The sequence below is a fragment of the Nonomuraea rosea genome (genome assembly GCF_039539705.1).
Classification (GTDB): domain Bacteria; phylum Actinomycetota; class Actinomycetes; order Streptosporangiales; family Streptosporangiaceae; genus Nonomuraea; species Nonomuraea rosea.
The window spans coordinates 13,903-40,123 of record NZ_BAABDQ010000018.1 but is presented as its reverse complement, the minus strand read 5'-3'; the positions used below and the strand labels follow the sequence as shown (position 1 = coordinate 40,123).

Annotated in this window: 25 protein-coding genes; 11 read left to right on the top strand and 14 right to left on the bottom strand. The window is 72.6% G+C overall.

Annotated features, from left to right (window positions below; all coding sequences use genetic code 11):
- Positions 1–44 precede the first annotated feature (44 nt).
- Positions 45–776: an alpha/beta hydrolase gene (locus ABEA43_RS34705; protein WP_345568573.1), complete on the top strand. Its 732-nt coding sequence runs from the start codon at positions 45–47 to the stop codon at positions 774–776.
- Here the strand turns inward: ABEA43_RS34705 and ABEA43_RS34700 are convergent.
- Together ABEA43_RS34700 and ABEA43_RS34695 are read right to left on the bottom strand one after the other, a co-directional pair.
- Entirely contained in the window at positions 751–3,069 is a 2,319-nt protein-coding gene (locus ABEA43_RS34700) for an ATP-binding protein (protein ID WP_345568571.1), read from the bottom strand. The two genes, ABEA43_RS34705 and ABEA43_RS34700, sit on opposite strands and share 26 nt — an antisense overlap.
- Before the next feature lie 59 nt (positions 3,070–3,128).
- On the bottom strand, positions 3,129–3,803 hold the full coding sequence (locus tag ABEA43_RS34695) for a hypothetical protein (protein WP_345568570.1): 675 nt from the start codon (positions 3,801–3,803) through the stop codon (positions 3,129–3,131).
- A gap of 206 nt (positions 3,804–4,009) precedes the next feature.
- On the opposite strand from ABEA43_RS34695, the gene ABEA43_RS34690 reads away from it, so the two are divergent.
- Positions 4,010–5,176 (top strand): indoleamine 2,3-dioxygenase, encoded by a 1,167-nt coding sequence (locus ABEA43_RS34690; protein ID WP_345568568.1) that lies wholly within the window; start codon positions 4,010–4,012, stop codon positions 5,174–5,176.
- A complete protein-coding gene (locus tag ABEA43_RS34685; protein WP_345568566.1) occupies positions 5,173–6,060 on the top strand; it encodes an alpha/beta hydrolase in 888 nt (295 codons plus the stop codon). Before ABEA43_RS34690 ends, ABEA43_RS34685 begins: the two co-directional genes overlap by 4 nt.
- A 47-nt stretch (positions 6,061–6,107) precedes the next feature.
- Here the strand turns inward: ABEA43_RS34685 and ABEA43_RS34680 are convergent, their stop codons facing one another.
- The 4 genes from ABEA43_RS34680 to ABEA43_RS34665 all read right to left on the bottom strand — a co-directional run bounded on the left by ABEA43_RS34680 (position 6,108) and on the right by ABEA43_RS34665 (position 10,180).
- Positions 6,108–6,602 (bottom strand): DoxX family protein, encoded by a 495-nt coding sequence (locus ABEA43_RS34680; protein ID WP_345568565.1) that lies wholly within the window; start codon positions 6,600–6,602, stop codon positions 6,108–6,110.
- Between the two features lie 179 nt (positions 6,603–6,781).
- Positions 6,782–7,693: a hypothetical protein gene (locus ABEA43_RS34675; RefSeq protein ID WP_345568564.1), complete on the bottom strand. Its 912-nt coding sequence runs from the start codon at positions 7,691–7,693 to the stop codon at positions 6,782–6,784.
- 162 nt (positions 7,694–7,855) lie between these two features.
- Complete coding sequence (locus ABEA43_RS34670) at positions 7,856–9,280, bottom strand: sensor histidine kinase (protein ID WP_345568563.1); 1,425 nt, start codon at positions 9,278–9,280, stop codon at positions 7,856–7,858.
- Positions 9,281–9,304: 24 nt separating this feature from the next.
- Complete coding sequence (locus ABEA43_RS34665) at positions 9,305–10,180, bottom strand: alpha/beta fold hydrolase (RefSeq protein WP_345568562.1); 876 nt, start codon at positions 10,178–10,180, stop codon at positions 9,305–9,307.
- 215 nt (positions 10,181–10,395) lie between these two features.
- Between ABEA43_RS34665 and ABEA43_RS34660 the strand changes: the two genes are divergently transcribed.
- Both ABEA43_RS34660 and ABEA43_RS34655 read left to right on the top strand, forming a co-directional pair.
- Positions 10,396–10,611: a hypothetical protein gene (locus ABEA43_RS34660; RefSeq protein WP_345568561.1), complete on the top strand. Its 216-nt coding sequence runs from the start codon at positions 10,396–10,398 to the stop codon at positions 10,609–10,611.
- Between the two features lie 79 nt (positions 10,612–10,690).
- Positions 10,691–11,584: a diacylglycerol/lipid kinase family protein gene (locus ABEA43_RS34655; RefSeq protein WP_345568559.1), complete on the top strand. Its 894-nt coding sequence runs from the start codon at positions 10,691–10,693 to the stop codon at positions 11,582–11,584.
- On the opposite strand, the gene ABEA43_RS34650 is transcribed toward ABEA43_RS34655, so the two are convergent.
- The gene (locus ABEA43_RS34650; protein WP_345568557.1) at positions 11,581–11,985 is read right to left on the bottom strand and encodes a hypothetical protein; all 405 of its coding nucleotides are present in this window, start codon (positions 11,983–11,985) and stop codon (positions 11,581–11,583) included. The two genes, ABEA43_RS34655 and ABEA43_RS34650, sit on opposite strands and share 4 nt — an antisense overlap.
- Positions 11,986–12,071: 86 nt before the next feature.
- On the opposite strand from ABEA43_RS34650, the gene ABEA43_RS34645 reads away from it, so the two are divergent.
- Together ABEA43_RS34645 and ABEA43_RS34640 are read left to right on the top strand one after the other, a co-directional pair.
- On the top strand, positions 12,072–12,782 hold the full coding sequence (locus ABEA43_RS34645; RefSeq protein WP_345568555.1) for a helix-turn-helix transcriptional regulator: 711 nt from the start codon (positions 12,072–12,074) through the stop codon (positions 12,780–12,782).
- A 174-nt stretch (positions 12,783–12,956) separates the two neighbouring features.
- A complete protein-coding gene (locus ABEA43_RS34640) occupies positions 12,957–14,294 on the top strand; it encodes a cytochrome P450 (RefSeq protein ID WP_345568554.1) in 1,338 nt (445 codons plus the stop codon).
- Positions 14,295–14,364: 70 nt separating this feature from the next.
- On the opposite strand, the gene ABEA43_RS34635 is transcribed toward ABEA43_RS34640, so the two are convergent.
- Both ABEA43_RS34635 and ABEA43_RS34630 read right to left on the bottom strand, forming a co-directional pair.
- Positions 14,365–14,856 carry a MerR family transcriptional regulator gene (locus ABEA43_RS34635; protein ID WP_345568553.1) on the bottom strand — a complete coding sequence of 164 codons (492 nt, stop codon included), beginning with the start codon at positions 14,854–14,856 and terminating at the stop codon, positions 14,365–14,367.
- A gap of 10 nt (positions 14,857–14,866) precedes the next feature.
- Positions 14,867–15,727, bottom strand: a complete 861-nt coding sequence (locus ABEA43_RS34630) for an SDR family NAD(P)-dependent oxidoreductase (RefSeq protein ID WP_345568551.1) — start codon at positions 15,725–15,727, stop codon at positions 14,867–14,869.
- Between the two features lie 154 nt (positions 15,728–15,881).
- On the opposite strand from ABEA43_RS34630, the gene ABEA43_RS34625 reads away from it, so the two are divergent.
- Entirely contained in the window at positions 15,882–16,859 is a 978-nt protein-coding gene (locus ABEA43_RS34625; protein WP_345568550.1) for a DUF3500 domain-containing protein, read from the top strand.
- 29 nt (positions 16,860–16,888) lie between these two features.
- Here the strand turns inward: ABEA43_RS34625 and ABEA43_RS34620 are convergent, their stop codons facing one another.
- Genes ABEA43_RS34620 through ABEA43_RS34605 form a run of 4 tightly spaced genes read right to left on the bottom strand, consistent with a single transcriptional unit; the run spans position 16,889 to position 20,751 of the window.
- On the bottom strand, positions 16,889–17,920 hold the full coding sequence (locus tag ABEA43_RS34620; RefSeq protein ID WP_345568549.1) for a FecCD family ABC transporter permease: 1,032 nt from the start codon (positions 17,918–17,920) through the stop codon (positions 16,889–16,891).
- A complete protein-coding gene (locus ABEA43_RS34615) occupies positions 17,917–18,942 on the bottom strand; it encodes a FecCD family ABC transporter permease (protein ID WP_345568548.1) in 1,026 nt (341 codons plus the stop codon). Before ABEA43_RS34615 ends, ABEA43_RS34620 begins: the two co-directional genes overlap by 4 nt.
- Positions 18,932–19,747 (bottom strand): siderophore-interacting protein, encoded by an 816-nt coding sequence (locus ABEA43_RS34610; protein ID WP_345568547.1) that lies wholly within the window; start codon positions 19,745–19,747, stop codon positions 18,932–18,934. Before ABEA43_RS34610 ends, ABEA43_RS34615 begins: the two co-directional genes overlap by 11 nt.
- Positions 19,744–20,751 (bottom strand): ABC transporter substrate-binding protein, encoded by a 1,008-nt coding sequence (locus tag ABEA43_RS34605; RefSeq protein WP_345568545.1) that lies wholly within the window; start codon positions 20,749–20,751, stop codon positions 19,744–19,746. Before ABEA43_RS34605 ends, ABEA43_RS34610 begins: the two co-directional genes overlap by 4 nt.
- 84 nt (positions 20,752–20,835) lie before the next feature.
- Here ABEA43_RS34605 and ABEA43_RS34600 point away from each other — a divergent pair, with 84 nt between their 5' ends.
- The gene (locus ABEA43_RS34600) at positions 20,836–21,666 is read left to right on the top strand and encodes a helix-turn-helix transcriptional regulator (protein WP_345568544.1); all 831 of its coding nucleotides are present in this window, start codon (positions 20,836–20,838) and stop codon (positions 21,664–21,666) included.
- An 88-nt stretch (positions 21,667–21,754) separates the two neighbouring features.
- On the opposite strand, the gene ABEA43_RS34595 is transcribed toward ABEA43_RS34600, so the two are convergent.
- Positions 21,755–22,378: a TetR family transcriptional regulator gene (locus tag ABEA43_RS34595; RefSeq protein ID WP_345568542.1), complete on the bottom strand. Its 624-nt coding sequence runs from the start codon at positions 22,376–22,378 to the stop codon at positions 21,755–21,757.
- Positions 22,379–22,462: 84 nt separating this feature from the next.
- Here ABEA43_RS34595 and ABEA43_RS34590 point away from each other — a divergent pair, with 84 nt between their 5' ends.
- The gene (locus ABEA43_RS34590; protein WP_345568541.1) at positions 22,463–23,884 is read left to right on the top strand and encodes an FAD-dependent oxidoreductase; all 1,422 of its coding nucleotides are present in this window, start codon (positions 22,463–22,465) and stop codon (positions 23,882–23,884) included.
- A gap of 215 nt (positions 23,885–24,099) precedes the next feature.
- The gene (locus ABEA43_RS34585) at positions 24,100–26,121 is read left to right on the top strand and encodes a DUF8189 domain-containing protein (RefSeq protein ID WP_345568540.1); all 2,022 of its coding nucleotides are present in this window, start codon (positions 24,100–24,102) and stop codon (positions 26,119–26,121) included.
- Positions 26,122–26,221: the final 100 nt, after the last annotated feature.

Genomic DNA, 26,221 nt, shown 5'->3' with positions numbered 1-26,221 from the left:
GCACGCCACCGTACGGGCCGGCTCCCCCACCCCAGGACGGATTCATGCCCTCCACCTGCGACGTCGCCGCCCAGATCCGCCACGCCAACGCCACCGGCCGGATCCCGGTCGTCTTCGTCGGCGGCCCGTGGCTGCGGCCGTCGAGCTGGGAGCACTGGGCTCAGGTGTTCGCCGAGGCGGGCTTCGCCCCCATCATCCCGGGCAGAACGGCCGGTACGGTGGCGGGCCACATCACGGGCCACATCACGGGCCTGATCACGGACCACCTCGCAGGCCTGATCGCCCGCCTGGAGCGCAAGCCCGCCGTCGTCGGCCACTCCACCGGTGCGCTGCTCACGCAGATCCTCGCCGGACGCGGCCTGGCGAGCACCGCCGTGGCCATCAGCCCGGTGCCCTTCCGGGAGGCACCGCCGCCCGAGCCGGCCGTCGCGCTCACCTACGACCGGTTCCGCCACGCTTTCGCCGGCACGGCCGGCGAGGAGGAGGCCAGGCGCCTGTACGAGACGTTCGTGACACCGGTGCCCCAGGCACCGCCGCACGAGCTCAACGCCACGGCGCACGACCGGGGCCCGCTGCTGTTCATCTCCGGCGAACTGGACCGTACCGCTCCCTGGGCCGTCGCCCACGCCGCCTACGAGGTCCAGGCCCGCAACGCCCACCATCTGACCGAGATCGTCGAACTGCCCGGCCGCGCCCACTCGCTGACCATCGACAACGGCTGGCGCGAGGTCTGCGGCACCGCCCTGACGTTCATCCAGCGCTTCGCCGACCCGTGACCGGCTCATCTAGTGGGATCCGGTCGAGCTCCTTCAGCACCTGAGCCGCCCGCCCGGTGTCCCCGGCACCCTCGTACAGCTCCAAGGCCTCCAGGAACGCCGCGCGCGCCTCCTCCACCTCCTCAAGCCGCACCAGCGCCCGGCCCAGATTGGTCAGCGACAGCGCCACGGCCCGGGCGATCGGGCGCCGCCGCAGCTCCGGCAACGCCTGGCGGTAGTGGTCGGCGGCCTCCTGCCAGCGTTCGAGCTCCAGATAGCCCTCGCCCACCAGGTCCAGCGCCGTGCCGACGGCGTGGTGAACGATGGCCGGCGAGCCGCCGAAGGCGGGATCGCGCAGCCGCTCCACCAGCGCCAGGTTGTGCCGCACGGATTCCTCCACCCGGCCGAGCCTGCGCAGGCAGTTGCCCACGCTCACCACGGCCTGGGCGTAGCCCTCCGTGTCGCCGGCCCGCTGGAAGCACTCCGCCGCCTGCCGGATGTGGCCGAGAGCGGTCTCCTTGCTCGGCCGGTCGTCACGGCCCCACAGCGCCCAGGTGGCGTAGGTCAGGGCCCAGCCCTGCTGGCGTACGTCGCCGAGGTCGCGGGCCAGCTCCAAGGCGCGCAGCGCGGTCGACTCCGCCTCTCCGAAACGGGCCTGGCAGTAGGTCTGCGCCCAGGACAGATAGTTGAGATGCACCGCTTCCTGCCGGCGGTCGCCCATGGCGCGGGCGGCCGTGGCGGACAGCTCGAACACCTCGGGCCAGTGCCCCCAGTGCATCCACAGGTCCGAGAACCAGTGCATCGCTTCGGCCACCTCGACCACGCGCGCGTGCTCGCCGACGCGGGCCGACTGCCGCAGCGCCGCCAGCCAGGCCCCGCCCTCCGCCTGGAGCCACTCCTGCGCCTGCTGCGCGCTGTTCAGCTCGACGAGGGAGCTCCAGTCCTGCGGCGGCGCGCCGTAGCCGGGCTCGAACCAGCGCCCGGCGACCGTGGCGACCTCCAGCAGCCAGTCGTCCATCCGGCGCCGCGCCTGCCGCTCGGCGTCGATGGGCTCCTCCTCCGACAGCCGGGCGCGGGCGAACAGCCGTACCAGGTCGTGGAAGCGGTAGCGGCCAGGGTACGGCGACTGCAGCAGACCGAGGTCGACCAGCTCCTCCAGGGCGTCCTCTGCCTCGTCCTGGCCGAGCTCGGCCAGGACCGCCGTCATGGGCACCCCGAAGTCCGGTGCGGTGGCCAGCGCCAGGCGGCGGAAGCTCCGGCGGGCCGGAGGGGAGAGCTGCCGGTACGACAGCGCGAAGGCGGCGGCCACCGACAGATCGCCCGCGGCCAGGGACTCCACCCGCCGCCCTTCGTCGCCGAGCCGCGCGGCCAGCTGCCCGGCCGTCCAGCCCGGCCTGCTCTGCAACCGGTTCCCGGCGATGCGCAGCGCCAGCGGCAGGTTCCCGCACAGGCTCGCCACCCGCGCCACTCCGTCCGGATCGGCCTGCGCGCGCTCTGCTCCCACGATCGCGCGCAGGAGCGCCGCCGACTCCCCGGCGGCCAGGTGCGCCAGCGGGACCTGGTGCACGCCTTCCAGCCCGGCCAGTGGCCGGCGGCTGGTGACCAGCGTCATCGCCGGGCCGCCGGCCGGCAGCAGCGGGCGTACCTGGGCTTCGTGCGCCGCGTTGTCCAGGATGATCAGGCAGCGCCGCTCGCGCAGCAGGGCCCGATAGTGGCCCGCGCGCTCCTCCTCGTCGGCGGGGATGCGCCGCTCGGCCACGCCCAGCGCCTTGAGCAGCCGGGACAGCGCCGTCCCCGGGTCCATGGGGACCGGGTCCATGCCGCGCAGATCCAGGTAGAAGCATCCGTCGGGGAACAGGCCGGACAGGTGCCCGGCGGCCCGTACGGCCAGCGCCGTCTTGCCGATGCCCGCCGCCCCCGAGACGGCGGCCACGACGGCGGCCTGCTCGCCCTCCGCCAGCTCGCGCAGTGCGGCCAGCTCGCGTGTCCGCCCGGTGAAGTCGCCCACGCCGCGCGGCAGCTCACACGCGCCCGGCGCGGGGGTCTCCTGTCGCGGCCGCCCCGCCCGTGCGGCCTCCGACAGCTCCGCCCGCCGCGCGTCGTCCAGCCGCAGCGCCTCGGCCAGCGCCTGTACGGTGCGCCGCTGCGGTCCCCTGCTGGCGCCGCGCTCCATGTCGCCGATGGCCCGCACGCTGACGCCGGACGCGTGGGAGAGCTCCTCGATCGTCAGCCTGGCCTCGTGACGCGACCTCCGCAGCAGCCCCCCGAACGACTCCGCCACCCCGTCCCCCTCGCCCACACCCGACGAAATCACCACAAATCACCCTATCCGCCCTGTTGAGGGCCGACTCCGTGATGTGTGGCCGGGCGAGATCAGTCGGCGATGTAGGTGATCGAGCCGACCTCGTACCCCCGGGTCTTGGAGCCGCGTACGTGCATGAACATAGCTCCGCCCTCGTAGGAGTAGGCGCACGAGTAGCCCTTCGGCTCCTTGCCGCACCCCTGGAAGAAGTGGGTGACGCCGTTCTGGTCGTACTTCACCTTGAACAACGTCTTCACCGCGCCCGCGCTCGCGACCTCCAGACCGCTCCACCGGTCGCCCCGCTTCCAGGCGGCGAGCAGGTGGCCGGCCACGGTGGCGGGCTTGACGATGTGCCGCGACAGGTACACCTTGGTGACCTTCGAGCCGGTCACGACCATCGCGATGCCGTTGAGGCCGCCGGGCACCCGCACGCTCGTGTGGACGAACCGGCACACGTTGCCCGAGCAGCCGTCGAAGCGGTCCGGCGCGCGGTAGGCGTACGTGAAGATCGTGTTCACCGCGGCGGGTGTGGCGACCTTCGCCGCAGCCGGGCGGTCGTCGGCCAGCCAGGCGCGCAGCAGCCTGTTCGCCACTTTGCCCGGCGCGGGAGCCGCGGCCGAGCCGGAAGGAGCCGCCGCGGCGGCCGGGCTGGAAGAAGCCGCCGCCGCGGCGGGGCCGGTGGGGGTGAGCGTCATCGCCGCGGCAGCCGCGAGAGCGGCGCCGCCGAGAACCAGTCGTTTGGACACGCCGCGACGCTATGGTCAGCGCCTTGCGCGGGGATTGATCTCGGCTTGCAGCCGGTCCCGCCGTGAGACGCCGCATTCCGGGCAGGGGCTTCGACACCCACGGGACGCGTTCTCCCGCCCGGAGGCGGCGGCAGGTGATCCAATGGAGGCAGCGCCGCTTCGCTCTCGGGCACCGCCGAAGCCAGGAAGCGAGGAAGAAGAGCCCAGTGACCCACGACACGACGCCTGCACGCGCCGCCAGACCGCGCGTCACCGCGCTGGACGAGTACGCCATCGACGAACGCCGCGGATTCGTCCCCGTGGCGGACCCGGTGGACGAGCTCCCGGCCTGCTACCGCCCCTGGGAGCAGACCGGAAGGAACATCGCGGCCCTGATCATGACCGGACGCCTCCGGCCCGCGCTCGCGGCCATGCCCGTGCTGACGCCGGACCGGCTGACCTCCCGCGCCGAGCAGGAACGGGCCCTGCTGCTGCTGACCTGCCTGACGAACGCGTACGTGCACGGGAGCGCCCCGCTCGCCCGCACGCTCCCCGCCCCGGTGGCACGCCCGCTGCACGAGCTCGCCCGGCTGCTGGACCGGGCGCCGATCGTCGCCCATGCCTCGATCGTGCTGAACAACTGGCGGCGCATCGACAGGGCGGAGCCGCTGAGCATGTCCAACATCGACACGCAGGTGACGTTCCTCGGCGGTGTGGACGAGAAGTGGTTCTACCTCGCGACCGTGGGGGTCGAATTGGCCGGCGCCCCCGGGCTGTCCCTGCTCGTGCGGGCCCAGCAGGCCGCGGCCGACGAGGACCACCCGCGGTTCGCCGAGGCGCTGACCGCTCTTGTGAAGGTGCTCGACCGCGTGGTCGAGGCGTTCCTCGACGTCGAGCGCTGGTGCGACTCCTACGTCTTCTACCACCGGATCAGGCCGTTCCTCAGCGGCTGGTCCGCGCCGGGGCTGCGGTTCGAAGGCGTGGATCGTGAGCCTCTGGTGCTGGCCGGCGGCAGCGCCGCGCAGAGCGCCCTCATCCAGGCCTTCGATGCCGGGCTCGACGTCGATCATCGCGACGAGCAGACCGCCGGCTTCCTGACCGGCATGCGCGCGTACATGCCGGGGCCGCATCGGCGCTTCCTCCAGGATCTGGAGGCCGGCCCTTCGGTCCGCGACTTCGCCGCGCGGCACCAGGGCACGTGGCCGCAGCTGTCCGAGGCGTACAACGCGGCCGTCGCCGGCCTGTCCCGGCTCAGGGCCCAGCACATCGGCATCACCGGGCGCTACATCAACCGGTTCGAGCGCGGGGCTGAGGCCAAGGGCACCGGCGGGAGCGACTTCACCGGCCTGCTGAAAAGGGCGCGCGAGGAGACCGTCGAACGGCTGCTGTCATGACGGCGTACGTCTACCGGGACTTCGACCAGGAGCGACTGGACGCCCAGTATTCGCCGAGCAGCCTGGTGGACGACCTCCAGCCGTACCTGGACGACTATGCCCTGCGCAGCCGTCTCGCCCAGGCCGAGCTGGCCGGCGTGGCCCGCCTCGACCTGCGTTTCGGCCCGGGGCCCGATGACCGGCTGGACGTCTACGGCCCGCGGGCGGCGGACGCGGGGAAGCGCCCGGCCCTATTCTTCATCCACGGCGGATACTGGCAGGCGCTGTCCAAGGAGGAGAGCGCGTTCCCGGCTCCGGCCATCGTCGGGGCGGGCGCCGGCTACGTCACGCCGGACTACACCCTGGCCCCGCGCGCCCGGCTCACCGAGATCGTGGACCAGGTACGCGGCGCGTTCGCCTGGCTGTGGCGGCACGCGGCCGACTATCGCATCGATCCTGATCGGATCGTCGTCTCCGGGTCCTCCGCGGGCGCTCATCTGGCGGCCATGCTGCTCGCCACCCCCTGGCGGCGGCGGGGGCTGCCGGACGCGCCGATCGCGGGGGCGGTGCTGCTCGGCGGGATCTACGACCTGACCCCGGTGCAGCGCACGTACGTGAACGAGGTCGTCGGCATCGACGCAAGCGAGGTGGGCGAGCACAGCCCGATGTTCCTGCCCGGCATGCGCTGCCCCGTGGTGATCGCCTGGGGGGAGCGCGAGACGGAGGAGTTCAAGCGCCAGTCGTCCGAGTTCGCGGCGCGGTTGCGGGGGCGCGGCTGCGAGGTGACCGCGTTCGAGCAGCGTGGGCGCAACCACTTCGACTCGCCGATGGAGCTGGCCGTGCCGTCCGCGCGCCTGCACGCCGAGACCTGCCGCCTGCTCGGGCTGCCGCCCGCCCGCACGTGAAGGCGCCTCCCGGAAGGGTTCCGGGAGGCGCCGCCGCGGCGGGCCGTTCAGGCGGCCACCCGCTCGCGGAGGTCATGAACCCGCTCCTGGGCGGGCACCAGGCGGGCGCCGAGCGCGCGGGCGCCGATCACCATGGCCGCCGCGGCCAGCACGATGTCCTTGAAGATGTACTGCGCCTCCAGCGTCGGGGCGCCGGGGAACAGATCGGTGAAGAACAGCGCGTACGGGGCGAAGAACCCGGCCAGCGCTCCGGCCATCACGACCAGCCCGGTCTTCAGCAGCTTGCCGGTCACCAGCGTGAGGCCGATGAAGACCTCCATACCGGCGATCACGAGCTGGGCCGCGTAGCCGGACAGCATCCCCAGCGACAGCTTCTCCAGCGTGGCCACCGACAGTGCCTCCGCCGGGCTGACTCCTGGGAAGAACTTGAGCGTGCCGAAGGCCACGAAGACCAGCCCGAGGCTGACCCGCAGGATGTCGATGCTGTGCCTGGACAGCCAGGCGGCCAGCTTGGAGATCGTGTGCTCAATGGTGGCGGTCATCTCGTGCTCCCCTGCCGATGTCGTTTTCGTCTGAGTCCAGACTGACGAAATCGGCCGCGGCGAACGTCCGGCCAGGGGAGACAATCGGCCTGCTACTTCGCGCGTACGCCGGGCCTGGCGCGTACCTCCCCGCGCCTAGGGGATGCACCCTAGGGGAGGCGAAAGCCCAGGTCATCAGCTCACCGGGCGGCGCGCAGCGCGGGCAGGTGCGCGGTCAGCGTGTGGGCGTAGCCGATCAGCAGGCCGGGCAGCCGGTCGTAGTGCCTCCACAGCTCGTCGGCCTCCTCGGAGTCGGTGTCGCTGTGCTCGTTCTCCAGCTCGATCGCGCGGACGCGGGCCTTCAGGGCCGCGTCGACGGCGTCGGACGCCTGCGTGATCGCCGCCGTCACCGCGGGCGGCGCGCCGATGCCGGTCAGGGCCTCCAGGAAGCCGCCGGTCTCCGGCAGCGGCGGCATCTGGTACGCCATCCACGTCTGCCCCCACAGCCGCCGGCGTCGCGCCTCCGGTACGCCGTTCTCGACCAGCACCGGCCCCTCGGCGGAGTCACGCCGGACCGACAGCCCGACCTGGGCCGCGAACTCGTAGCCACCGACCGCCGTCCAGCCGTCGGGCCGCTGCCCGGGAGGAAGCGCTTCGTCCATGTCCACGGCCAGCCGGGCGAGCTGCCAGTCCTCGTCCGCGATGGGCGGCAGGAAGGCCAGCTCCTCGCTCTCCATGCACAGGCTCGGGTCGGCGGCCACCGCCCGCGCCACGGTCAGCGGCGTACCGCAGACCACGGAGACCGCGGCGCAGATCGCCGCGTCGACCCACCAGGCGGTGAGCCGCTGGGCGATCCGGTAGTGCTCGTCGGCGACGTTCTCGGCCAGCAGCGTGCGCTCGTTGGTGAGCGCCCGCCGCGGATCGACCCGCAGCCCGGCGCGCTCACCGTCCCACTCGTTGGCGGCCGACAGCTCATCACGCAGCCGCTCGGCCTCCGCCTGGGCCGCGCACGCCTGCCGGCACACCTCGGCGAGGTCGGACAGCAGCCGATCGATCGCCTCGTCGCTCATCACGTGCCCTGGCATGACCCGCACCGGCGAGAAATCATCCACTTTCGCCGCACCTTCCCGTGTTCGAGGGGCTGACGGCAGCGGTATCACGACGGACGAGGGCCGCGTACACTCCGCAACCGGCTTCACGCAAAGGGTAACCATTCGCCGGGCCGGACGGGGCCCGAATCCACGCATCCGGCCTGAATCCCCCTGCGCGGGTCGTCAGCGCTGGCCGGGCGGGGAGCTGAGCGGGAGGTAGAGGAGGAAGCGCGCGCCGCGGGCTCCGGGGGCGGGCTCCTGGGCGGTCAGGGAGCCGCCGTGGCTCTCGGCGATCAGCCGGGCGATGGGCAGCCCGAGCCCGAACCCGCCGGCGTCCCTGCTGCGTGCGCTGTCCAGCCTGGCGAACCGTTCGAAGATGCTTTCCCGCTGGTCCGGCGGGATGCCGTCGCCGTCGTCCGCGACCTCCAGCACGGCCGTGCCGGAGGCGAACCCGCCGTCCTGCGCGAGGCGCTCGTAGTCGCGCCGGACGGTGAGCGTGATGGTGGTGTCCGCGTGCCGCTCGGCGTTGTCGAGCAGCCGGGCGACCAGCTCGCGCAGCCGCGACGGCTGGCCGCTGACCAGGACGCCGGGAGCCAGGTTGTCGACGACGGTCTTGGTCCAGGATCGGCCGCCCTGCGCCATCGACGCGACCTCGGCCAGGTCCACCGGCTGGAGCTGCTCGCCCGCGCCGCGGTCCAGCCCGCTGAGGACCAGCAGGCCGGAGGCGACGGCCTCCAGCCGGTCCAGGCTGGGCAGGACGGCGTTCGACAGCGTGGCCACGTCGGTGTCGTCCGGCGCCATGAGCGCGTCCTCGATCTGGACCCGCATGGCGGCGATCGGGGTGCGCAGCTCGTGGGAGGCGTCGGTGCTGAAGCGCCGCTGCTCCTCCAGCGCGCGCTCCAGCCGGTTCAGGCAGTGGTTGACGCTGCCGGCCAGGAAGTGGATCTCGCTTCTCGCCTCGGGGACCGGCACCCTGCCGCTCGGGTCGGTGTTGCGGATGTCGTCGAGGCGCCGCTGGACCGCGGCCACCGGCGCGAGCGAGCGGCTCACCAGGTACCGGGCGCCGAGAGCCGCGCCGCCGGTGAACACCACCATCCCGGCGAGGAGCAGCGCCGGGAGCCACGGGTGGACGTAGAACGGCACCGCGGGCGCCGCGGCGTAGACCGTCCATTCGCCGTCGCCGCGGCGAACCCGCTGCGCCACCACGATGTCGCACCGGCCGGGAGCGAGCACGTGACCGCAGACGACCGTGGTGGCCGTGCGGCGCGGCGGCTGCGGCACCAGCCGGGACATGGCGGGCTTGCCCCGCAGGTCGCTGCTGGCGGCGACCACCCGCCCACGCGGATCCACCACCTGGACGGGACGGATGAGGTCCGGCGGGATGGTGGGCAGCGGATCGACGCGCTCGCCGTGTTCGAGGTAGTACGCGGCCAGCTCACCGTCCGCGGTCACCTCGTCGATGAGCTTCAGCGTGGCCGCGTGGTGCGCCACGTTCAGGAAGAGGAAGGAGAAGACGAGGCAGAGCAGGCAGACCGCGACGCCCGCGAAGAACGCCAGGCGGTTCTGCAGGCTCATCCCGCCCACCCGGTCCCGTAGTCCTCGGCGCATGCCCCCTCCCAAGCGGGCGATCGCTCAGCGCACCGAGCAGATCGCGTTCTCGATCACCCGCGTCACGGCGCCCGGATGCGAGATCAAGGCCAGATGGGAGCCGCCCGCGAACTCGGTGATCTTCGAGTTGGCCCGCCTGGCCATGGCCCGCTGCGAGTTCGGGACGATGATCCGGTCGCCGGAGGCGATGAAGTACCACGACGGGATCGTCTTCCACGCCGCGGCCTTCGACGGCGTCGAGAACGCGGCCGTCGAGGCGGCCCGCTGGGAGGCCCAGAGCCGGTCGGCGGTCTCCCTGGGCAGGTCCGAGGCGAAGGAGCGGGCGAACACCTCCTGCTTCAGGTACAGATCGGCCGCCTTCGCGGGCGCTCCGGCGTAGGCCGCGCGGTCGAACAGGGTGGCCGGGTCGGCGCCGAGGGCCGAGCCGGAGCCGCTGAGCTGCCCGGTGGTCTCCCCCACGTCGGGCGCGGCGGCGTCCACGTACACCAGGGCCTTGACGTCGGGATCGCCGTCGGCCGCGTTCGTGATCACCGCACCGCCGTAGGAGTGGCCCACGAGCACGACCGGGCCGGAGAGGGTGTCCAGGAAGTCCCGCACGGTCTGGGCGTCGCCGGTCAGGCCGCGCAGCGGATTGGCCACGGCCCGTACGGTGTGGCCCGCCCGCTGCAGCGCGCGCACCTCGCCGCTCCAGCTGGAGGCGTCGGCCCACGCGCCGTGCACCAGCACGACGGTGGACCTGGCCGCGCCCGGCGACGGGCACGGATCCACCGCGGCCCGCACCGGCGTGCCTGCCTGCATGCCGACCGGCACGAGCAGCGCGAGCGCCGCGACGGCCGCGCGGACCTGGGATCGGGGCGCGGGCCCGCGGGCCTTCGCCTGGCGTGGAGCTCGGTGTTTCACAGCGTGTCCTCTCCGGTGGTCCCGAAGTGACGTGTCAAGCTCCACGCTGCCATCCCGTTAATCCACATAAGGTCAGGAAAACGGCAAATGGCAACTTCGACATGACAAGCACAAAGGCGGCTTTAGCCGTTATGTACGACCTTTCGGCGTTAGTACGCTTTCCGCAGGCCACAGTCCGGAGGACGCGCCTGGAGTGGACGTGCCACGCGTGCCGCTTGGGCGTCGTCGAGACCCTCGTCCACACCCACGACATCGCCCAGGGGCTGCACCGCGACTGCGTGCCCGAGCAGGACCTGAGCGCGCCGGCCCTGGCGCGGCTGTTCCCCGGCGTGCCCGTCGTCGACGACCCGTGGTCCACCCTTCTGTGGGCCACCGGCCGCCTCGAAACGCCCGGACGTCCCCGCAGGACCGGCTGGCGCTGGTACGGCTAGGACGGCCCCCTGACCGATCGGCGGTTTCGGCGGGCGGATCACGGGCATCGGGCTGCGAACACGTCGGGAGAGAGGCGCGATGGCCCGGAGACTGCTGGTGTTGGGCAACCCGGCCGCGGGCGGGGCCGGTGAGGAGGGGCGTCGGGCGATACTCGACGCTCTCGGCGACGCGGCCGACGTCGTGGACCTTGTGACGGAACGGCCGCAGGACGTCGGCCGGGCGCTGGCCGAGCACCCCGATCGCGTGCCGGTCGTGCTCGGCGGCGACGGCAGCCTGCACACGCTGGTGGCGGAGCTGCTGGCGCGCGACGAGCCGGCCGCGCGGCCGGTCGGCCTGATCCCGATGGGCACCGGCAACGACATGGCGCGCGCGCTGGGCATCTCGCTCGATCCCCGCGAGGCCGCGATGACGGTCCTGCACGGCCGGGAGCGGCCGATGGACGTGCTCGTCGACGATCAGGGCGGCATCGTGGTGAACGCCGTGCACGTCGGCGTCGGCGCGCTGGCCGCGGAGCAGGCGGGCCCGCTCAAGCCGTGGCTGCGCCGGGCCGCCTACGCCGCGGGCGCGCTGGTCGCGGGCGTCCGTACCAAGGGGTGGCGGTTGCGCGTCCGGGTGGACGGCGAGACCGTCGCCGACGGCCGCCGGCGGATCCTCATGGTGGGCGTCGGCAACGGCACCTCGATCGGCGGAGGCACCCCGCTGACGCCGGCCGCGCGGCCCGACGACGGCCTGGCGGACGTCGTCGTCTCTTTCGCCGTGTCACCCCTGGCCCGCCTGACCTTCGGGATCCTGCTGCGGCTCGGCAGGCAGCGCGCGCATGACGACGTCGTGACTCTCAGGGGCCGCTCGATCGCCGTCGACGGCGAGCCGGTCCCCACCAACGCCGACGGGGAGCTGACCCAGGCCAAGCCCTCCCATGCCTGGACGCTGCACCCGTCGGCGTGGCGGATCATCGCCCCCGGCGGACCCTAGGCGTCGATCTTGGCCTGCGCCTCGGCGAGCCGGCCCAGGGCCAGCGCCCCGATCATCAGGCCGAAGTCCCGCAGCGCGATGTCGTAGAAGCCGGACAGCGTCAGCAGGTTGACGATGATCCCGGCGAGCCACAGGGCCACGACGTACGCGCCGATCCGGGGCGCGAACGCGACCAGCACGCCGGCCAGGATCTCGATGACGCCGACGATCCGCATCGCCGTCGAGGCGTCACCGGGCACGAGCCGGTCGATCCACGGCGCGAGGTACATCGTCCACTCGGTCAGGATGTTGGTGAACTTGTCGAGTCCGAACAGGATCGGCGCGACCGTGAACGCGGTGCGCAACAGCGCGAAGGCCTGGTAGGAGGGGCTTTTCAGGCGGGTGGCGAGATCTGTGCCCATGGCTTGACTCCTAACGGATGATAGTTTGTACGTTAGAAGGCCACCTCTGTAACGTCAATACTTCTGTCCTTTAGAAAGGCAGGCGTGTGCGCGGATTCGAGCAGAACGTCACAGGCATCGGCACCCTCGCCGAGCCCGTACGCCAGGAGCTGTATCTGTTCGTGTGCGCGCAGGCCGCCCCCGTCAGCCGCGACCAGGCGGCGGAGGCCATCGGGATCGCCCGGCACAAGGCCAAGTTCCACCTCGACAGGCTGGAGGCGGAAGGACTGCTCGAAGCCGTCTACGCCCGGCTCGCCGGCCGGTCAGGACCGGGCGCGGGACGCAGCTCGAAGCTCTACCGCCGCGCGCCCCGCGAGATCACCGTCTCCCTGCCGAGCCGCGACTACCTGCTGGCCGGACGCCTCATGGCCGCCGCCATCACGGAATCGGCCGCCACCGGCGCACCCGTCCTGGAGGCCCTGGGGCGGGTGGCCGCCGAGCACGGAGCCGCCCTGGCCGCCGCCGCGATGGCCGCCGAGGGCCGCCCGGCCACCCCGCAGGCGGCGCTCGACCTCGCCGCCGGGACGCTGAGCGAGTGCGGCTACGAGCCCCGCGGCGACGGCGAGCGCACCATCATGGCCAACTGCCCGTTCCACGCGCTCGCGGAGGCGCACACCGAGCTGGTCTGCCACATGAACCACGCCCTGATCACCGGGCTGGTCGAGGGCCTCGCGCCGCCCGCGGTGCGGGCCCTGCTCGAACCGGGCGACAACCGCTGCTGCGTGAGCCTCGCCCCGGTCCAGAACCATCCCCGGTAGGCGGTAACGGCACCATCATCCCTCTTGCCATAACGCACGGTATAAGTGATGCTACAGAACTCTTAAGTGATTTGGCCGGTAGCTCCCAGCGCGCGAGCGGCGACCAGAGAGAGGTAGTTCATCACTGTGACCAACGGCCCGTGGCCTCAGCAGTCGGCTGAAACCTTGGCATCCATGTCGGTGGAAGCACTGCTCACCAGGGACTACGACGCGAACCCCAGCTCCGTGCACGAATACCTGCGCGCCAGGTACGGCCCGGTCGCCCCCGTCGATCTCCTCGGTGTCCCTGTGTGGTTCGTCGTCGGATACGAGGAAGTGCTGCACGTCCTGCGGAACAAGGGCGGCATCTGGAGCAAGAACGTCGACAGGTGGCGGGCGTACGGGGAGGGCCGCGTACCGGCGGACTGGCCCCTGCTTCCGGTTTTCCAGGTCAACAACTCGGCGTTCGCGGAGGGCGCGACGCAGCACCGGCTGCGGGCCGCGTGGACGAAGGCGCTCGCGCCGTTCCAGGACCACACCCGCCCGCAGGCCCAGCTCCTGGAGCAGGCCATCAAGCAGTACGCCGACGACCTCATCGGCGTCCTGTCCGAAGGCGGCACGACGGGGTGGGCGGACCTGGCGGCGCAGTACGCGCGGCCGCTGCCGCTGATGGTCGCCAACCGCCTGCTCGGCTTCACCGCCGACCGCGGCGAAGAGGTCGTGATGGACATCTGGCGGATGATCGACGCCGGCCCGGACGCGGCCGCGGCGTTCCAGCGCCTGTACGCGTCCATGACGGAGCTCGCTGCCGCCAAGCGGCAGCACCCCGGGGACGACCTGCCGTCCTACATGATCGAGGCCGACCCCGACCTCACCCTGGACGAGCTGGCCCGCGAGCTGCTCATGCTGCCCGGCCTGCTGGACTTCACCGCCAGCCTGGTCTGCAACGTGGTCGTCGAGGTCGTCTCCAATCCGACCATGCGGGAGAGCCTGTCCGTGGGCGCGATCGACGAGACGGTCAACCGCGCCGCCCTGCTCAATCCGCCGATGGCCAACCTGACCTTCCGCTTCCCGATGACGGACGTGAAGATGGGCAACTACACGATCGGGGGCGGCGACCCGGTGATGCTCTCCGTCGCCGCCGCCCACGCCGATCCGCGGTTCGCGGGGGCGCTCGATCACCAGGCCATCCGCAGCACGCGGGCGCACCTCGCCTGGGGCGCGGGGCCGCACGGCTGCCTGGGCCAGCGGCTGGCCACCCAGATCGCCACGATCGCCGTACAGCGGCTCTTCAACCACTGCTCGAAGCTGAAGCCGGCGCTGCCGCCCGACCAGTTGCCCTGGCGGCCCTCCCCCTTCATGCGCGCGCTGCGGTCGCTGCCCGTGCAGTATCAGCTGGCGGAGGGCCGTGTCCCCGCCTCCCCAGCCGCCGGCGCCCCGATGCCGCAGCCGTCCGCACCTGCCGAGGCCGCGGCGCCGCAGTCGCGCTCTCCGCTGTGGAGCTTCCTGCGCGGGCTGCGGCGGGCGCGCTGAGCACGGGGCCGTCCGGGCTACCGCCTGGCCGTCAGGAGCAACCGGCCGCCGCCGGTTCGCGGGTGCGGCGTCACCGGGGCCGTCCGAGGTCCTGGATCTCCGGGCCGGTCGAGCCGCCGTACGTGGCGATCTTGTACTCGATCGCGGCGAGGGAGAGGGTCAGCTCACGGATCCGGCGGCGGGTGGTGTCGCGGTGTTCGAGCAGCATGTCGAGCCGCTCGGGCACCGTCTCCTCGCCGGCGTCCACGAGCGAGACGTAGTGCTGCAGGTCGCGCATCGGCATGCCGGACAGCCGCATCCGGGTGAGGAACACCAGGCGCCGCACCGCCTCGGCGTCGTAGCGGCGGTGACCGTTGCCGTCGCGGGCCACCTCGACCAGCCCGGCCCGCTCGTAGTAGCGCAGGGTGTGGGGCGACAGGTCGAGCAGCTCGGCGACCTCGGCGATCACCATCGGCTCGGACACCGGGGGCGGGTCGGCGAGGCGGTGGATCGCCTCGACCGACAGCGGGCCGTCGTCGCCGAGCCGGTCGAGCGCCCGGGTCATCAGATCGTCGGTGGCCATGGCAACCAGCCTAAATCGGCCGGGCCGAGGCGGAGACGCCCGCGAAGTCGGCGCTGCGGGCGGTCTCGGCCCACCGCTCGACCTCGGCCAGGCCCCGCCGGTACGCACCCGAGATGCGCTCGACCGCCTCGCTCCCGAGCGGCAGCCGCAGCGGCACCTCCGGACCGTGCGCGAGGGACACGATGATGCCGGCCGCCCGCGCCGGGTCGCCCTCCTGGAGGCCGTCGGCCCCCGCCAGGTCCGCGCGGACGCCGGCGAGCAGGTCACGATAGGTCTCCGACGCCTCGGCGAACTCCATCACGCCGGCCGCGTTGAAGCCGGTCCTGAACCGGCTGGGCTCGACGATCATCACGCGGATCCCGAACGGCGCGACCTCCCCTGCCAGGGCCTCGGACCAGCCTTCGAGGGCGAACTTCGACGCGGAGTAGGCGGACACGCCGGGGAACGACATCCGCCCGCCCTGGCTGCTCATCTGCACGATCGTCCCGGCGCCCTGGGCGTGCATCGCGGGCAGCGCCGCGCGGACGAGCGCGGCGGGGCCGAACAGGTGCAGATCCATCAGCTCGCGCAGCTGCGCGTCGCCGATCTCCTCGACCGCCCCGACCACGGCCCGGCCCGCGTTGTTGACCAGCACGTCGATCCGGCCGAACCGGTCGAGGGTGTCCCGCACCAGGTCCGCGGCGGCGGCGACGTCGCGGGCGTCGAACGTCGCGATCAGGCAGTCGTCCGGGTGTTCGGCCGCCAGGTCGGCCACGCTCTCGGGCCGGCGTACCGCCGCCACCACGCGGTCGCCCGCCGCGAGCGCCGCCTCCGCCAGAGCGCGGCCGAACCCGCGGGCCGCGCCGGTGATGATCCAGGTCTGTGTCGTCATGGCGGCGACGCTACGACTTCGAGCGCGCTCAAACGCAAGCCACGGCTGATGAGATCGTCCTCGGTCTCGGCGCCGAGCCGGGCGGGCAGGTGGAAAACGACCGCGAACGTCCGGCCAACCACAATGTCGTTTTATTTGCAGTATGTTGCGTTTTGTGGTGTTAGATAAGGAACCTTCGCAGAGCGCCCACGACGTCCAGGAGATGCGGCAGGCGGTGCGGCGATTCCTCGGCTCTCTCGACACCGGGCGGAGGAGCGCGGCGACGGCGGCGTTCGGCTCGGCGGAGCGCACCGAATGGTCCTATCTCCCCGGTCCTCGTCCCGGGCTGCCGCTGGTCGAGATGACCTCCGGACAGCAGGAGCTCGCGCTCGCCCTTCTCGACCTCGGCTGCGGCGTGACCGGTGCCCGTACGGCGAGAGGCGTCATCGAGCTTGAGCGCGTACGGCGCCGCCTGGTGACCGGCGTGGACGAGATCGACGGCGACCGCTACTGGTTCCGGGTGTTCGGCGACCCGGAAGGGGCCGGACCGTGGGCGTGGCGGGTCAACGGCCACCACCTCGCGGTGCACATCACCGTCGTGGGCGACTCGATCGCCGTCACGCCGAGCTTCCTGGGCGCCGAGCCGGCCATGGTCCTGTCCGGACCGCGGCGGGGTCTGCGGCTGCTGGCCGACGAGGAGGAGATGGGCCGGGCCCTGCTCGCCGACCTCGCGCCGCACCAGCGGTCGATCGCGATCACCGGCGCGGTGGCCCCCGACGACGTCCTCACCCGCAACGACCCGGTGGCCGAGCTCGACCGCATCCCCCGCGGGCTGTCCTACGCCGACATGCCGTCGCCGTCGAGAGCCCTGCTCGAACGGCTCATCCGCCGCTACTTCGACCGCGCCCCAGGCTGGTACGGCGAGACCTGCTGGCAGAACGCCCTCGACGCGGGCCTCGACAAGGTGACGTTCGCGTGGACGGGCTCCGACCAGCGAGGCCAGGGCCACTACTACTGCGTCGCCGGGCCCACGTTCCTGCTCGAGTACGACAACACCCAGGACGACGCCAACCACATCCACTCCGTATGGCGCGACCTGCGTGCCGACTGGGGCGAGGACCTGCTCGCCCGGCACTACGCCGACCACCACTGACCGCTCCCGCCAGGGCGGGAAAGCGCCGGTCAGCCGGCGTCGCGTCTCGTCCGGCCGGCGAGCAGCCCGATGAGGTAGCAGCCGCCGATCACCGTGGTCACCACTCCCACCGGGAGGGCGACCGGGGCCAGCAGGACCTGCGCGGCCAGGTCGGCGGCGAGCAGCAGCACCGCGCCCGTCAGCGCCGCCGGCGCCGGCGTCACGCCGGCCGCGCCCGACAGCAGCCGGCCGATCTGCGGCGCGGCCAGCGCGATGAACACGATGGGCCCGGCCACCGCCGTCACCGTCGCCGTGCAGCCGATGCCCGCCAGCACGAGCAGCAGCCGCAGCCGGTTCAGGTGCACGCCCGAGGCGAGTGCCTGCTCGTCGCCGAGCGCCGTCTGCCGCATCCCGGCAGAGAGCGCCGCCAGCAGCAGGACGAAGGCGGCGACGACCGCGAACGGCAGGGCGACCTCGTGCCAGTCGACGCCGTTCAGCGAGCCGGCGCTCCAGCCGGTGCCGGCGATGGCCACGTCCATGTCCGCGCGCAGCACGATCCAGGAGTTGAGCGCCGTCAGCATGGCGTTCACGGCGATCCCGACGACGATCAGGCGCAGGCCGCCCAGCCCGGACCCGAGCGACAGGACGTAGACGGCCGCCGCCGCCAGCAGGCCGCCCGCGATCGAGCTCGCCGCCAGCTCCGCGGCGCCGCCGCCGAGCACGGTGATCGCGAACAGCGCGCCGGTGTAGGCTCCGGCGTCCAGGCCGACGATGTCGGGGCTGCCGAGCGGGTTGCGGGTCAGGCTCTGGAAGACCGCGCCCCCCAGGCCCAGCGCCGCGCCGAACACGAGTGCCGCGAGGATTCTGGGCAGGCGCCACTCGCGTACCACCACGACTGAGTCGCCCTGGCCGGCCAGGGCGGCCAGCACGTCGCCCGGCGACGTCCACGACCCGCCGCCGAGGCAGAGACCCAGCAGGCCCAGGCCCAGGCCTGTAAGCAGCAGCGTGCCGCACACCGCCACCGTCCTGCGGCCGGCCTTGATCGAGTACGCGCCCGCGCGCAGGACCACGGACCGGCTCACGACGGCACCCGCCCGCGCCGGCGTACCGCCCAGATGAGCACGGGCGCGCCCGCGAACGCCGTCACCACGGCCACCGGGACCTCGCCGGTCGGCAGCAGCACGCGCGCGCCGATGTCCGAGGCCAGCAGCAGCACCGGGCCCAGCACCATCGTGTACGCCATCAGCCACGGAATCGACCCGCCCGCCGGCCGCCTGGCCAGGTGCGGCACCATGAGCCCCAAGAAGGCGATGGGCCCCGCGACGGCGGTGGCGGCCCCGGCGAGCAGGGTGATCAGCACCAAAACGGACACCCTGGTGCGCAGCACGTGCCCGCCGAGCGACTGCGCGACCTCCTCCCCCAGCATGAGCGCCGTGAGCGGCCTGACCACCAGGGCCGCGCACACCAGCGCGACGACGATCGTCGCGGCGGGAAGGGTGAGCGGCACCTGCTCGTGCCCGGCCAGCGACCCGACGGACCAGAACCGGTAGCGGTCGAAGACGTCCGGCAGCATGAGCCGCAGGCCGAGCGAGATGCCCGCGAGCACCGCGCTGAGCGCCACCCCGGTGAGCACCAGGCGCAGCGGCGAGCCCGCGCCCAGCGTGTAGACCAGGACGGCGGTCAGCACGGCGCCGAGGAACGCCAGCGCGAGCTGCCCCACCTGCCCGCCCGCCAGCCCCAGCAGGCCGCCGAGGTTGATCGCGAAGCCTGCCCCCGCGGTCACGCCCAGGATGCCCGGCTCCGCGAGCGGGTTGCGCGTCAGCGTCTGGACCAGCGTGCCGGCGGTGCCGAGCGCCGCGCCGACGCACACGCCCAGGAGCGTGCGCGGCCCCCGGATGTCATGCACGATCAGATACGCCTCACCGCCGCCGCCGGTGAGCGCCCGCCAGACCTCGGCGGGCGCGATCGCCTGCGCTCCCACGCAGACGCTCGCGACCGCCACGGCGAGCAGCAGCACCACGAGGGCGGCGAGGACGACCGGCCGGCGGCGCCCGGCCGCACGACCACCCCTTGTCGTACGCGGCCCGGAAGGGTCAGTCCGCAAGATCGGCGACTCCGCGCTTCCAGTAACCGGTGAACAGCGAGTCCATCCGTCCCGCGCTCCACGAGCGCAGCGGCTTGATGTCGTCCGCCTCCCCCGCCGCGAACAGGAACGTGCGGACGTCCGGCAGCCGCAGCCCCCGTACGGTCTCGGCCAGCGAGGACCGCGTGCCCTGGCGCACGAGCCAGATCACCTCGACGCCGTCGCGCTTGTCCAGCGGGTAGGCGTGCTCCACGGCGTCGTCGGTCTCGATGACCAGGTGCGCGGAGACGCCGGACGGCGACTCCGCCAGCCATCGGGCCGCCGCCGGCAACGCGGTGGCGTCGACCGCGAACACGTAATGGTCATAGTTGTGCGCGAACGTCTTGGCCCCGGGAGGTCCGGCGATCGCCACCTCGTCGCCCACGGCGACGGCGGCCGCCCAGTCCGTCATCACGCCGCCCTCATGCAGCACGATGTCCAGGTCCAGCTCGCGCGCCGCCGCGTCGTAGCGCCGCACGGTGTACTTGCGCGTCAGGGGGAACGGCTTGGGCCAGTCCAGCAGTTGCTCGTCGTTGGGCACCGGGAGCCGGAGCGTGCCGTCGGCGCCGGGAAAGACGATCCTGATGTGGTCGTCGCACTGGTAGCTGTGGAAGCCGTCCAGCCCGGGGCCCGCCAGGGTGAGACGGAGCATGAGCGGGGTGACGAGCTCTCGCCGGGCGACGACGGTGGTGCGGATGCCGATCGGGTACGGGACGCGGATCACGCCGGTCCCGCCGGCCTGGTGGGCCGCGACCTTGGGCCCCGGGTTGCCGCGATCGCCGCTCATGACGCCTTCAGCGGGGCGAGGGCCTGGTCGACGGCGTCCAGGGTGGTCAGCGCGGCGGCGTAGGTGGCCGCCTCCGTGTAGCGGATCGGGAACGCCTTGCCGGCCTTGACCGCGGGCAGGCTCTTCCACAGTGCGGAGTCGAGCACGTACTTGACGGACTCGTTCGGCGTGCCGTCGGGCTGCACCGAGTACGTGATCGCGTCCGCCGCACCGAGGCTCGCGGTCAGCTCCTCGATCGAGGGGTACTCCGACACGTCTTTGCTGCCTCCGCCCTTCACCTTGACCTGGCCGTAGTAGGTGACGCCGACGTCCTGGGCGATGTTGGTGCCCCAGGAGCCGGCGAACTCGCGCTGGAAGGTGCCCTTGGAGACCTCCCCATACGCGCCGACGTGGCCGAACTTCACACCGGCCAGCACGTCCTTGTACGTGGCGGCCAGTTCGGCGGCCTTCTTCTCGTACGCGGCCTTGGCCTGCCCGAAGTTGGCGGCCCGGCCGGCGGCGTCGGTCTGGCGCTGGGACAGCTCGCGCCACGCGGACGGGATGGTGGGGCCGATCGCGACGACGGGCGCGATGGACTTCAGCCGCTCCACGTCCACGTCGGCCAGCACCGGCGCCGGGACTCCGATGACGATGAGATCCGGCTTGACCTTCGCGATGGCCTCGTAGTTCGTTTCGGCCGCGGCCTCGCCGGCGACCTTCTCCAGGCGGTCGTACGTCGCCCGGTCCTCCTCCGACATCAGCGGCAGACCGCGCTGCCACGAGGAGATGCCGACCAGCGCGGCGTCGGCCTCGATGAGCGCGGGCACCGCGTACCCCGTGGCGACGACCCGCTTGGGATCGGCCGGGATGGTGATCTGGCCGTTGTCCCCGGCGAAGACGCGGGTCGCGGCGGGTTGGGCGGCGGACGCCGGCTGCTCGCCTGAGCCTGCCGAACCACAGCCGGTCGCCAGCGCGAGCGTGAGGACGGCGGCGCCGGCGGCATGCCGAAACTGGACGTGATGCATCAAACGGGATTCCTTCACCAGCGGAGAGATGAGCTTAGGCTACCCTTACCAAAGGTGCAGCCGATGTCTCTGGGAGGCCAACCGATGTCGCCGAGACGCCACTCCGTGACGGTCACCGAGCCCGTCGGCACGGACCCGCTCTGGTGCGAGGAGTACGGCTACGGCCTCGGCCGGACCGACGGCATCCTCGTGCTCAAGTACCGCTCCGCGGCCGTGCTCGAATTCGGGGAGAGCCGCCAGGACTTCCTGCATCAGCTCTACTGGTCCCCCGACGGCATGCTGTCGACCGGCCACGGGGCACGCACGCAGTTCGTGGGACACCGCGAGGCGTTCTGGGCGCACCGGGCGGTCACCCATGAGGTGCGCGCGGCCGACCGGCAGACCGTCTACCGGGTCTGCCTGCGCGAGGTTCCCGCGGCACTCGGCGGGATGCGGGCCGGCGCGGTCTCGGTGGACCAGGAGGCGGCCCGGCTCATCCAGGCCATCGCCCGCCCGGCCTGCGACGAGGCCGAGGCCCTCGCCGCCCGCGCGCGCATCATGGCCGGGCTCGGCGCGAGCACCGCGGACTTCGTCGGCCACCACGCCACCGGAACCGGATTCGCGCTGACCGTGGCACGGGCGCTCTCTCACGACCCCGGTGACGAGGCCGGCCTGGCGGAGTGGGCGGAGCGGCTGCACGTCAGCGTCAAGACGCTGCAGCGCGACTTCGAGCGGGAGTTCGGCATGCCGTACTCGAAGGTGCGGACCAAGCTACGGCTCAGCACGTCCCGGGTGCTGCTGGAGTCCCAGGCGGTGGCCGAGGTGGCGCACCGCGTCGGCTACTCCAGCCCGTCGGCGTTCATCACGGCCTTCACCAAGGAGTACGGCTGCACACCCGGCCGCTACGCCGAGCGCGAGAGCCGGGCGAACGGCTGAAGCCCGCGCGTGCCCTGATCGCGGGAGCCGAGCGAACGGCCGGGCCCGGTGCACGCGCTCGCGTGGGCGAGGTCGGCCAGGGCGTCCGTTAGAGGTGCGCGGCCAGGCCCTCGGACAGCAGGGCGAAGGCGTGGCCGGCGTCGGCGACCGCCGCCGGGCAGCGCTCGTCGGCGGACTGGCCGCCGAGCAGCGCCCGGGAGTTGTCCATCGACAGCAGCCAGTGCACGCCCACCACCTGGGTGGCCGCCAGGCGGGCGGTCAGTGCGGGGACGCCGGCGGTGTCCTGGAGCGCCTCGGCGAGCGCGCGTTCTGACGCCTCCTGGAAGCGGATCATCCTCGTGCGCAGCGCCGGAGCCTCCACGACCATGCGGGTGAGCGCGAGGATCTCCGGGACGTCGTTGAGGCCGGTGATCGGGTCGCGCCTGCGCAGGCCGTCGAGGAAGTGGTCGCGGAGCGCCGCCAGCGGCCCGGCGTCCGGCGGACGGGCGAGCACCACGCGGGCCGCCTCGGTCTCGTGGTCGGCGAAGCGGTGGACGACGAGGTCCTCCTTGGCGGGGAAGTAGGCGAACAGCGTCCGCTTCGACACCTCGGCCGCCTCGGCCACCTGCGCCACCGACACCTCGTCGAACCCGCGCTCCAGGAAGAGCGCGATGGCCGCCTCGGAGATGGCGGCATGGGTCCGTGCCCGCTTGCGTTCCCGCAGCCCTGTCATGCCTCTACGCTAGCAAATTCTGCACTCGTATGTTTTCTGCACTGGGTATACATTTGCACCTAGTCGAGAAAAATGGAGAAGACGATGACCGAGGTGATCGTGGCGGGCGCCGGGCCGACCGGGCTCACACTGGCCTGCGAGCTGGCTCTGGCCGGGGTGGACGTCCTGGTGGTGGAGCGACTGGCGGACCGGATCGAGCAGACCAAGGGCGGCACGATCCAGCCGCGTACCCAGGAGCTGCTGGAGCTGCGCGGCCTGCTGGAGCCGATGCGGGCCAGGGCGCTGTCACGCGAGCCGGGAGGCGGGCACTTCGCGATGCTGCCCGTGCCGCTCGACTGCACGGCATGGGACACCGCGCATCCCTACCCGCTCTCGATCCCGCAGTGGGAGGTCGAGGAGGTGCTGGAGGAGCGCGCCACCGCACTGGGGGTCAAGGTGCTGCGCGAGACGCCGGTGACGGCGGTGGAGCAGTCCGGCGACGGCGTGGTCGTGACGGCCGGCGGCCGGCGGATCGAGGCCCGCTACCTGGTGGCCTGCGACGGCGGGCACAGCACGGTCAGGAAGCTGCTCGGCGCGCCGTTCCCCGGCCAGCCGGGAACGTTCACGGCGGTGCTGGCCGACGTGCGGCTGTCGTCGGTGTCCGACCTCGTGCCGAAGACCATCGGGCACATCAGCACGCTCACCCGCCAGGCCGGCGACCGCTGGGTGATGCTGGTGCCGATCGGCGGCGACCGCTACCGGTTCACCGGCGGCATGGCGGGCGAGGAGGAGCAGGCCAAGGACAGGCCGGTCACGTTCGAGGAGATCGCCGAATCGCTGCGCGTCGTGTTCGGCGAGCAGACCGTGCTGGCCGCCGTGGACAACGCCTCCCGGTTCGGCGACGCCACCCGGCAGGTCGAGAGCTACCGGTCGGGCAACGTGTTCTTCGCCGGCGACGCCGCGCACATCCACCCGCCCTTCGGCGGGCAGGGCCTCAACCTGGGCGTGCAGGACGCCTTCAACCTGGGCTGGAAGATGGCCGCGGCGCTGCGGGGCCGGGCCCCGGCGGACCTCCTGGACACCTACCACGCCGAGCGGCACCCCGCCGGGGCCTGGGTCCTGCACATCACCCAGGCGCAGCGGGTCCTCGCCAGCCCCCGGCCCGGCCCGGACGTCGTCGAGCTGCGCGAGGTCTTCACCGGCCTGATCCGCCTGCCCGAGGCCAACAGGCACCTGGCAGGCCTGATGTCGGGGCTGTCGCACTCCTACGAGCTGCCCGGCGGCCACCCGCTGGCCGGTCACCGGGTCGCCGGCCTCGATCCGTCGCTGTTCCTGGCCGGCCGGCCCGTCCTGCTCGACCTGGCCGGGATCCTCCCGCACGACCTCGGCGCCACGCGCGCCCAGCCGGTGGACGGCCTGCCCGGCGCGATCCTGGTCCGCCCCGACGGCTACGCGGCCTGGGCGGCGGACACGGATCCCGACCTGGACGCCCTCACCCGCGATCCGTGCTGGCCCCTCCTGGCGTAGGCCCGCGGCACGGCCCGACGATCGCCGACGGTGGCGGAGCCGCTGGCGAAATCGATTTCTCGCCATCGGCCGCCATGCATTGACAGGTCACTTCGCGCCGTTTTAACTGTGATCGAGCAATCGATTTCTCGGCACGAGCGAAGTCCTGACCGGGCAGCATGCCATCGATGATCCCGTAGACCGTGCCTGGTCAGCCCATGCCCGAAGGAGGCTCCATGGGCTCAACCCGATCTCTGATCGCCGCCTTACTCGTCCCGCTCGCCGTGGTCTCAAGCTTGAGCGCCCCGGCAGCGGCGGCTCCGGACGGCCGGGAGTACGCGGCCAACGGCGAGTTCCACAAGATCTACACACCGCCGAAGTGGGACGCGACCCACCGGACCTACATCAACGATCACTCGATCATCCGCGGCCATGACGGAACCTGGCACATGTTCGGGATCACCGGCCCGGAGAACCCGGACGGTCTGCCCTCGTGGGAGGCGGAGGATCAGATCGCGCACGCCACCTCGAAGACCCTGACCGGGCAATGGGACTACCGGGCGCCGGTCCTGTACACCGGCGGGCCGGGATACGCGGAAGAGACCCACGTGTGGGCGCCGCACGTCATCGAGCCCGACGGCGCGGGCACGTACTACATGTTCTACGCGGGCGGCGGCACCGACCTGCGCAACACGGTGATGAGCGTCGCGAAGTCGACCGACCTGTGGAATTGGAAGAAGGTGGCCTCGGGGCCGCTGTTCCGCGACGGGGAGAACGCCCGCGACCCCTACGTGGCCTGGGTGGACGACCACTGGGTGATGTACTACACGGCCACCTCCGACCGCCTGGGCACCGGGCGGCCGATCGTCGCCTACCGGACGAGCACCGACCTGATCCACTGGAGCGGGCGCGGGGTCGCCTTCGCCGACGGGTTCGACGCCGGGTTCGTGGCGACCGAGTCGCCGCAGGTGATCCGGCGCGGCGCCTGGTGGTACCTGTTCATCGGCCCGCGGGCCGGCTACAACGGGACCGACGTCTACCGCAGCCGTGATCCGCTGAACTTCCGGATCGAGGACTTCGCCGGACGCATCAACGCCCATGCGACGGAGGTCGTCCAGGACGACGCCACCGGATGGTGGGTCACCCAGAGCGGCTGGTGGCACAACGGGCTGTCCGTGGCGCCGCTCATCTGGGGGCCGGGAGACTACCTGCGTACGCCCGCGGCCAACCCGGCGATCGCCCGCAACGCGTCCGGGCTGCTCGAGATGTGGGTGGTGGCCGGCGACCGCAGCGGTCTCTACCACCGGCGGCAGACCGGGCCGGACGCCTGGACGGCCTGGGAGCGCTTCGGTGAGGCGCTGCGCGGCGTGCCCACCGTGGGACAGAACGCCGACGGCCGTCTGGAGGTCTTCGCCGTCACGCCGGACGGCGGGGCCATGACGCACCGCTACCAGCTGAGCCCCAACGGGCCGTGGAGCGCCTGGGAGCCGTTCGGCGGGCCGGCCGCCGGCGCGCCCACGGTGGCGCGGGCCGCGGACGGGCGGCTGGAGGTCTTCGCCGTCGGCCCCAACGGAGGGAACATCGCCCATCGCTACCAGCTGGCACCCAACGGCGCCTGGAGCGAGTGGAACGGGACGTTCGGCGGCCCGGCCGGCTCCGTGCCCGCCGTGGGACAGAACGCCGACGGCCGTCTTGAGCTCTTCGCACTGGCTCCTGACGGGGCCGGGATCGCGCACCGCTGGCAGGTGACGCCCAACGGCGCCTGGAGCGACTGGGAGCCGGCGTTCGGCGGCCCCGCGGGCGGGGTCCCGGTGGTCGGCAGGAACGCGGACGGGCGGCTGGAGGTGTTCGTCACCGCACCGGGCGGTGCCGGGATCGCGCACCGCTGGCAGCTGGCGGCCAACGGGGGCTGGTCGGGCTGGGAGAGTTTCGGCGACGCGACGGGCGGCAGCCCATCCGTCGGCACGGGCGTGGACGGCAGGCTGCACGTCTTCGCGCTCAGCCCGGGCAACGCGGGCGTCTACCTGCGCAAGCAGGCGGCTCCGAGCGGAGCCTGGCTGCCCTGGGAGCAGTTCGGCGGCCCGGCCGGCTGTGTCCCGGCGCTCGGCAACACCGCGGGGAACCAGTTGCAGGCGTTCGCCATCTCTCCTGAAGGCACCCACGTCTTCTCCCGGAGACAGACCGGTCCCACCGCCTGGACCGGCTGGACCGAGGTCGCGGGCACCGCCTCCGACATCCCTTGCGGATACCTGATGTGACGCGGGAGGCCGCCGGTCGCCCGTCTGGACGGGCGACCGGCGCTTCGCGCGAGGATATCGATTCCCGGTCCGGGCAAGCTGTGGCTTGGGAGTTCTTGAC